The 7,592-nt window shown below is 48.3% G+C and carries 4 protein-coding genes and 1 tRNA gene; 3 read left to right on the forward strand and 2 right to left on the reverse strand.

Translation table 11 applies throughout. From position 1 onward, the window contains the following. Window positions 1–4 precede the first annotated feature (4 nt). Together rsgA and ADIS_RS17150 are read right to left on the reverse strand one after the other, a co-directional pair. Complete coding sequence (rsgA, locus tag ADIS_RS17145; protein WP_010855918.1) at window positions 5–928, reverse strand: ribosome small subunit-dependent GTPase A; 924 nt, start codon at window positions 926–928, stop codon at window positions 5–7. Next, on the reverse strand, window positions 925–2,175 hold the full coding sequence (locus ADIS_RS17150; protein ID WP_010855919.1) for a 3-deoxy-D-manno-octulosonic acid transferase: 1,251 nt from the start codon (window positions 2,173–2,175) through the stop codon (window positions 925–927). The genes rsgA and ADIS_RS17150 overlap by 4 nt, the downstream gene beginning before the upstream one ends. A 161-nt stretch (window positions 2,176–2,336) precedes the next feature. Between ADIS_RS17150 and ADIS_RS17155 the strand changes: the two genes are divergently transcribed. The 3 genes from ADIS_RS17155 to ADIS_RS17165 all read left to right on the forward strand — a co-directional run bounded on the left by ADIS_RS17155 (window position 2,337) and on the right by ADIS_RS17165 (window position 7,338). Further along, window positions 2,337–5,546: a DUF1553 domain-containing protein gene (locus tag ADIS_RS17155; protein ID WP_035806679.1), complete on the forward strand. Its 3,210-nt coding sequence runs from the start codon at window positions 2,337–2,339 to the stop codon at window positions 5,544–5,546. A 21-nt stretch (window positions 5,547–5,567) separates the two neighbouring features. Continuing rightward, window positions 5,568–7,064 carry a DUF1501 domain-containing protein gene (locus ADIS_RS17160; RefSeq protein WP_035806667.1) on the forward strand — a complete coding sequence of 499 codons (1,497 nt, stop codon included), beginning with the start codon at window positions 5,568–5,570 and terminating at the stop codon, window positions 7,062–7,064. Between the two features lie 199 nt (window positions 7,065–7,263). Further along, window positions 7,264–7,338, forward strand: a tRNA-Pro gene (locus ADIS_RS17165). The last annotated feature ends 254 nt before the right edge of the window (window positions 7,339–7,592 follow it).

A 7,592-nucleotide genomic window follows, 5' to 3' on the forward strand; every position in this document is an offset into this window, starting at 1 on the left:
TCACCTAGCGGTGCGTGTCCTCTTCGAATAGAATGTTCAGGTAATTTTCATAACGGTAGGGGTGGATCTCGCCACGATCCAGTGCCTGCAAAACCTCACACCCAGGTTCGTTTACATGTTTGCAGTTGTGGTATTTGCAGCGCCCCAGGTACTTCCTTAACTCCACGTAGTAGTGGGAGAGCTCTTGGTCTTCTATGTCCAGGATGCCAAATTCTTTAATGCCCGGGGTATCGATCAGGTAGCCACTTTTTTCAAAGGGAAACATTTCCGCAAATGTGGTTGTATGAACGCCCTTAGAGGTAAACTTCGATACCGAGCGCGTGGCTTGGTTTGCGTCGGGGATCAGTCGGTTTAACAGGGTGGATTTGCCTACGCCGGAATGCCCTGCCAGTAGGGTAGTTTTGCCGCTCAACAAGGGAGAAAGTTCGTTTGCCAAATGTTCTTGGGATAGGGCGGAAATTTCCAAAACTGGATAGCCAAGCGGCTCGTAGATCTCTCGGATCAACCCGAGGTATTCTAAATCTTTGGGTTTCCCAAGGGTATCTATCTTATTCACCAGTAAAAAGGCCGGTGTCCGGAAACTTTCCGTACTTACCAAAAATCGGTCAATAAAACCCAATGATGTTCTTGGATCCTTGATCGTGATAACTAGAAAGGCCTGATCAATATTAGAGGCAAGAATATGGGAAAATTGCTGTTTTCGGGTTGACTTGCGGATAATGTAGTTTTCCCGGGGCTGTATTTCGGTAATTACAGCAGTCTCCTGTTGGTCTTCAAAATCCCATTCCACCCAATCTCCCACCGAAACGGGATTGGTGAGTTTTAGGTCTTCCTGCTTGAATTTTCCCCTTAATCGGGCGTTCACTATGCCCTGATCCGACTGAAGGATGTACCAGGATCCGGTGGATTTCATTACACGTCCTCTCATTGTAGGGGCATTTTTAGATTGACAATCTCCATGATTTTTTTAGCGCTTCCCAAATTTTCCTGCAGCAGCCGGTCTGCCGCAAGGCATGCCTGCTTATAGGTTTCCGGCCTCTTTAGCGTTGCCATCGCGGATTCAAACTCCTCTGCTGTTTTGATGGCAAAGCCACAGCCGGAATGTTGACTGATTTCCCATTCGGGGAATTTTCCGGTTTGTTTAAGCCATCCAAAAATCACGGGAATACGGAAGGCAAGTGGCTCCAGAATGTTATGTAAGCCCTTTCCAAAAGCCCCTCCTACATAGGCAATTGTCGCAAACTGGTATAAGGAGGAGAGCATGCCAATAGTGTCGATGATCAACACATCCCAGCTGTTGGGGAGCTGCCTGCCAAAGGATGAGTAACGGATTATGTTTCCAGGTAAAGCGGAAGCCCATTGTTCGATTGCCTTGGAATAGATATCATGGGGGGCAATAATGTATTGGTATTCTGGATGATCCAGCATAAACGGTAGTATGCGGTCCATGTCCTCCTGCCAAACGGATCCTGCCACCAACACCTGTTTGGAAATGCCGGATGCCACTTCAGAGCAGGGTTTGGGTGCTTTTCGGATCGCCTCTACGTTGTCGAAGCGAGGATCTCCTGCCACCGAAACCGATCGAAGCCCTAGCGATTGAATTAAGGTACCAGGTATTGGCCGTTGCGTAAACACGTGGTCAAACAATCGTAGTATCTTTTTGAAAAACCCACCGTAGGGTTTGAAATAAACTTGGCTGTGACGAAAGGTGGCCGCGATTAAAAAGAGAAGGGTTCCCCTTTCTTTTGCCGCCTGTATATGGTTTGCCCAGAGATCGTACTTGACAAAAAACGCAAGGTCTGGAGATAGTATGTCGATGAAATTGCGGGCGTTTTGGGGAGAATCAAACGGTAAATAGCATACAAAATCCACGTTAGGTTGTTTTTTCTTGCTAACCTGTTCATAGCCGGAGGGACTGAAGAACGAGACGGCCACTTGTATTCCATTGTGTTGTTGTTTCAATTCGCTGATTACGGGTTTTGCCTGCTCGAATTCACCCAACGAAGCGACATGAAACCAGGCTAGGCGTCCTTTGTTATCGTTTCTGAAATCCTGTAGTTGCTTGAATAAGGATTTTCTTCCTACAACCATCTTCCTCAACTTAACAGACTTCCAACTGCCCAATTGAATCCCAAATACCAAAAAGGCAATGCCTAGGTTGTAAAGATGCCGCATGCCGCAAAATTACAAAAAAAACTGGGTTGAACCCGCTTGTATGTCAGATGCCCGTTTCTGCCATTTAGTTCGACATTGCCATTCAAATAATTTCCAATTGGCACCTAGTTCCTTTTGAGTTAAAGTGTTAACTTTATCGATAAACAATGCCCGATACCTTGATGCGAAATATCCTGACGACTTTAGCCATAGCTTTCTGTTTTTTTTCCTGTGGGGGGAAATTGCCAGATGAGATCAGACAGGCTATGGATGATTTGCCGGAAGCACTAGACTATAATATACACGTCAAGCCAATTCTTTCCGATAAATGTTTTGCTTGTCATGGGCCTGATGAGAATACCCGGCATGCAGGTTTGCGCTTGGATGACGCGGAAGCTGCGTTTGCCTCCCTTCCCGAAAGTCCCGGAAAAGTTGCCATTAAGCCCAAAAGACCATTCAAAAGCGAAATGGTGTGGCGGATTCTATCCGATGATCCTGATTTTCGTATGCCTACACCGGAGTCCCACCTCTCCTTGACTGATAGGGAAAAAGCTATTCTGATCCGTTGGATTGAAGAGGGGGCAGTCTATAAAAAACACTGGTCCTTTATACCCTTGGCTACAGTGCCTGTACCCTTCCCCAAAAACAAGACTTGGGGAAGCAATGAAATAGACCGGTTTGTCCTTTCGGAAATGGAGATCCGCGGTTTCCATCCCAGTCCCGAAGCAGACAAAGAAACCCTGCTGAGGAGGATCAGTTTGGATATTACCGGCCTACCACCTACGGAAGAGGAAATGGACGCATTTTTGGCGGATAATTCTCCCGAAGCCTATGAAAAGCAGGTAGATCGGTTGCTTGCGTCTCCTCATTACGGGGAGAAAATGGCACTGCACTGGCTTGACGTGGCACGCTATGCAGATACCCATGGGTACACCGTGGATAGGTATAGGGACATGTCCTTGTACAGGGATTGGGTGATCGAAGCTTTCAACAGCAACAAGCCCTTTGACGTTTTTGTAACGGAGCAGCTTGCCGGAGATCTGTTGCCAAACCCGTCTAAAGAACAGCTGCTTGCGACCGCATTTAACCGCATCCATCCTCAAAACATGGAGGGAGGTATCGTTGACGAGGAGTTTCGTGTGGAATACGTGGCAGACCGGACCAATACCCTCGGCAAGGCGTTTATGGCGCTTACTCTGGAATGTGCCCGATGTCACGACCATAAATACGATCCGGTATCCCAAAAGGAATATTTCGAACTGAGTAGTTTTTTTAACCAAGTAGATGAAGCAGGGCAGATTTCATGGAACGATGCCATGCCCGTTCCCACCATGTTGTGGACGGACGATGATAAAGAGAGCCTGCTGCGCATGTTGGAATCGGACGTGGAAAGAGAGCAGACGAAGCTAAACCATGTCAGGCGGGAGGCAGAGGTACCGTTTGCAACATGGCTTTCACAGGGAGAGTATCAGCGTCTGCAGGCACAAGAAATTCCTAGGGGGTTAAAAGCGCACTTGGATTTTGACGCACTGCCACTCACGAACACCTTGAATCGAGGAGAGAAGGCGTTTATGGAAAGCATCGAATTGAAAAACCAGACCCCCGCACTTGTATCAGGAAGACGCAGCAATGCGGTTAAGCTGAATGGAGACGCTTGGATTCGAATGGAGAAGTCCGGTGTTTTCTCCAAAAGCGAGCCTTTTAGTGTCAGTATTTGGGTGAACATACCAAAAGAAAGGGAAAACGGTGCGATTTTTCATACAGGTACCGGGGCGGTGTTGTACAATCGACGAGGGTACCACCTGTATCTGAAAGAAAATAGACTGGAGCTGGTGTTAGCCCATACGGCACCCTATAACGCCATCATCAAAGAAACCTTGGATGAGGTTCCAAAGGATCAGTGGATCAACCTGGCCATGACCTATGACGGCTCCTCCAGCGCGTCAGGACTTCATGTTTTTCAGAACGGAAAGCAGTTGGAAACCAAAGTAGCCAAGGACAATCTATATAAAGATATTTTATTTGGGAATAGTGGACAGCCAGGAATTCAGGTGGGGGCGGTATGGAGAGGCCGTGGATTGAAAAATGCACTGGCGGATGATCTGATGGTGTTCGATAGAAAGCTTACAACCTTAGAGGTGATTCAGCTGGCAGATCAGCAACGATTTAAAGAATTGTTGTCCAAAGACCCTACGCAATTGTCCAAAAATGAAAAAGAGGTCTTGCTGGACTATTTTGTTCATAATCATTTTCCTCCCTTTGGCCAACAAGTGGAGAGGCTCACCGAGGCAAGAAGGCGTCAGGCCGCGGAGGTTGAACCGATTCAGGAAGTAATGGTCATGCAGGATATGGAGCCAAGACGTCCAACGTATTTATTGGTAAGGGGTGAATACCACGCGCATGGTGAAGAAGTGTTTCCCGGTACACCTCGAAGTGTGCTTGAAATGCCCGATTCTCTGCCAAAAAACAGGCTTGGCCTGGCGAAATGGCTGTTGGATAAGAAACACCCGCTTACTTCGAGGGTGGCAGTGAACAGATTTTGGCTGTATTTGTTTGGGAGAGGATTGGTTGCCACCCCGGGTGATTTTGGCAATCAGGGAGAGATGCCCTCTCATCCCGAGTTGTTAGACTGGCTGAGTTTGGATTTCATGAACTCAGGTTGGGATGTGAAAGCCTTGCATAAGAAAATCCTTCTTTCGGCAACCTATCGCCAACGTTCGTTTGCTTCGGAAGAACTAAGAGAAAGGGATCCGGAAAACATCTACCTGGCAAGAGGTCCATCTGGCAGGTTGCCAGGGGAAATGATCCGGGACAATGCGCTGATGGCTTCGGGTTTGCTCAACAAGAAAATTGGAGGCCCTAGTGTAAAACCCTATCAGCCGGAGGGTCTTTGGAGGGTAAATGGGGGCACCTATGTGGAAGCGAAGGGAGATGATCTGTACAGGCGGAGCTTATATACGTTTTGGAAACGTTCAGTTCCCCATCCTACTACCCATATCTTTGACGCCCCAGACCGCAGCGAGTCGGTAGCAGTTCGGCAGGAAACAAATACGCCGCTACAGGCCCTTGTTCTGTTAAATGACCCCACGTTTATCGAAGCTGCGAGGGTACTGGGGGCAGAGATGTCCACTTTGCCGGAAACCCATTTGGCGATCCAAAAAGCATTCCGAAAGGTAACGGGCAGATCGGCCACTGATAAGGAACTGGCTATACTGAGCGAATTACGGGAGTCTGAATACCGGAAATTTCAACAAGCTCCGGAAAAGGCTAAAGGTTGGGTGGAAACAGGTTATTATGCGCTATCAAACACTGTTGACATACCAACACTTGCTTCCCATGCAGTGGTAGCCAGTGCCATAATGAATTCAGACGCGGCGATTACCAAAAGATAAATCCGAAGAAACCCTTTTACCATGTGTTCAAATCATCATAAGCGACATTTTCTATCGAATCCCGATCTCCATACGCTGGAACAAAAGATGGATCGACGTCATTTTTTGACCAAGACCGCCATGGGAGTGGGATCTATCGCCTTAGGATCATTGTTTGGGGCGGATCGCTTATTTGCGGGGCCATCCAGTTCATTTTCTGAAAATGGAGGTCTTCCAGGTCTTCCCCATCATGCAGCGAAGGCAAAGCGGATTATATATCTTTTTCAGAGTGGAGGCCCGTCGCAATTGGACTTATACGACTACAAGCCTAAGCTATCTGATATGCATGGCCAAGATCTTCCTGCATCCGTGCGTGGGGAGCAACGGTTGACAGGAATGAGTGCCAATCAGGCAATCTTTCCGGTTACCCAATCCGTATTCACCTTTAAACAATATGGCAAAAGCCGTGCATGGGTCAGTGAGCTAATGCCCTTTACGGCACAAGTTGTCGATGAGCTTTGCTTTATTAAAACCGCTGTTACCGAGCAGATCAACCATGATCCTGCCATCACGTTTATGCAGACCGGACATCAACTGGCCGGTCGTCCTTCAATCGGGGCCTGGCTTTCTTACGGGTTGGGGTCAGAGAACAAAAATCTTCCTGCGTTTGTAGTCATGGTGTCAAAAGATGCCGCACTTGATCAACCTCTCTATGCCCGCTTGTGGGGAAATGGCTTTTTGCCCTCCCAGCATCAGGGTGTTCAGTTTCGATCTGGCAAAGATCCGGTTTTGTACCTCAGCAATCCCGAGAATTACGACGGAAGGGATCGCAGGGAAATGATGGATCACTTGAAGGCACTAAATGAGGTGCAGCAAGATTTATATGGAGACCCAGAGATCTCAGCTAGAATAGCCCAATACGAGATGGCATTCCGTATGCAAACCTCCGTTCCTGAGATCAGCGATCTTTCCGATGAGCCGGATCACATTTTCGAGCTTTATGGGGAAGGTAGTAGAGATCCGGGTACCTATGCGGCAAATTGCCTAATGGCCCGCCGCCTCATAGAGAAGGATGTGAAATTTGTTCAGCTCTATCACCAAGGCTGGGATCAGCATGGCAACTTGCCAGGTAGTATCCGCAACCAATGTAAAAAAACAGATCAGGCAACCGCCGCCCTGATAAAGGATCTCAAACAGCGAGGATTGCTGGACGACACGCTAGTGGTATGGGGAGGAGAGTTTGGACGGACGGTCTATAGTCAAGGGACCCTAACCCAAGACAACTATGGACGGGACCATCACCCGAGGTGTTTTACTATGTGGATGGCAGGAGCGGGCGTGAAGGCCGGGTTTTCTTATGGTGAAACGGATGAGTTGGGCTATAATGTAATAAAGGATCCCGTTCATATTCATGATTTCCATGCCACTTTGATGCATTTGTTTGGGGTAGATCATGAACAACTCGTGTTCAAGCACCAAGGTCGAAGGTATAGACTGACTGATGTTCACGGACATGTCGTCAAGGGGCTGCTTGCTTAAAAAAAATATTGGCAAAATTTACGCCTTCACTCTTTTGATTTGGCTAAATCATTTTCTACCTTTGCCATCGCTTAACGGGGAAACCCAAATAGTACCTCGGGGTTTAGCTTTGCCCGGTCATCGCGTCCTGACTATGTCAGGAAGGTCGCAATGTCGAACTAGCCAATGGTGGAAAAAAACACCAATAGATAGAATATTTCGGGGTGTAGCGTAGCCCGGTCATCGCGCCTGCTTTGGGAGCAGGAGGTCGCAAGTTCGAATCTTGCCACCCCGACAGATTTAGCCGGTTCCGGACAGGGGCCGGCTTTTCTGTTTTAGGGCCTATGAAACCGGAGTGCCCATCGCGTCCCGACGTGGGTCGGGAAGGTCGCAAGTTCGAATCTTGCCACCCCGACAGATTTAGCCGGTTCCGGACAGGGGCCGGCTTTTCTGTTTTAGGGCCTATGAAACCGGAGTGCCCATCGCGTCCCGACGTGGGTCGGGAAGGTCGCAAGTTCGAATCTTGCCACCCCGACAGATTTAGCCGGT

The organism is Lunatimonas lonarensis, from assembly GCF_000390185.1.
Taxonomy (GTDB): Bacteria; Bacteroidota; Bacteroidia; order Cytophagales; family Cyclobacteriaceae; genus Lunatimonas; species Lunatimonas lonarensis.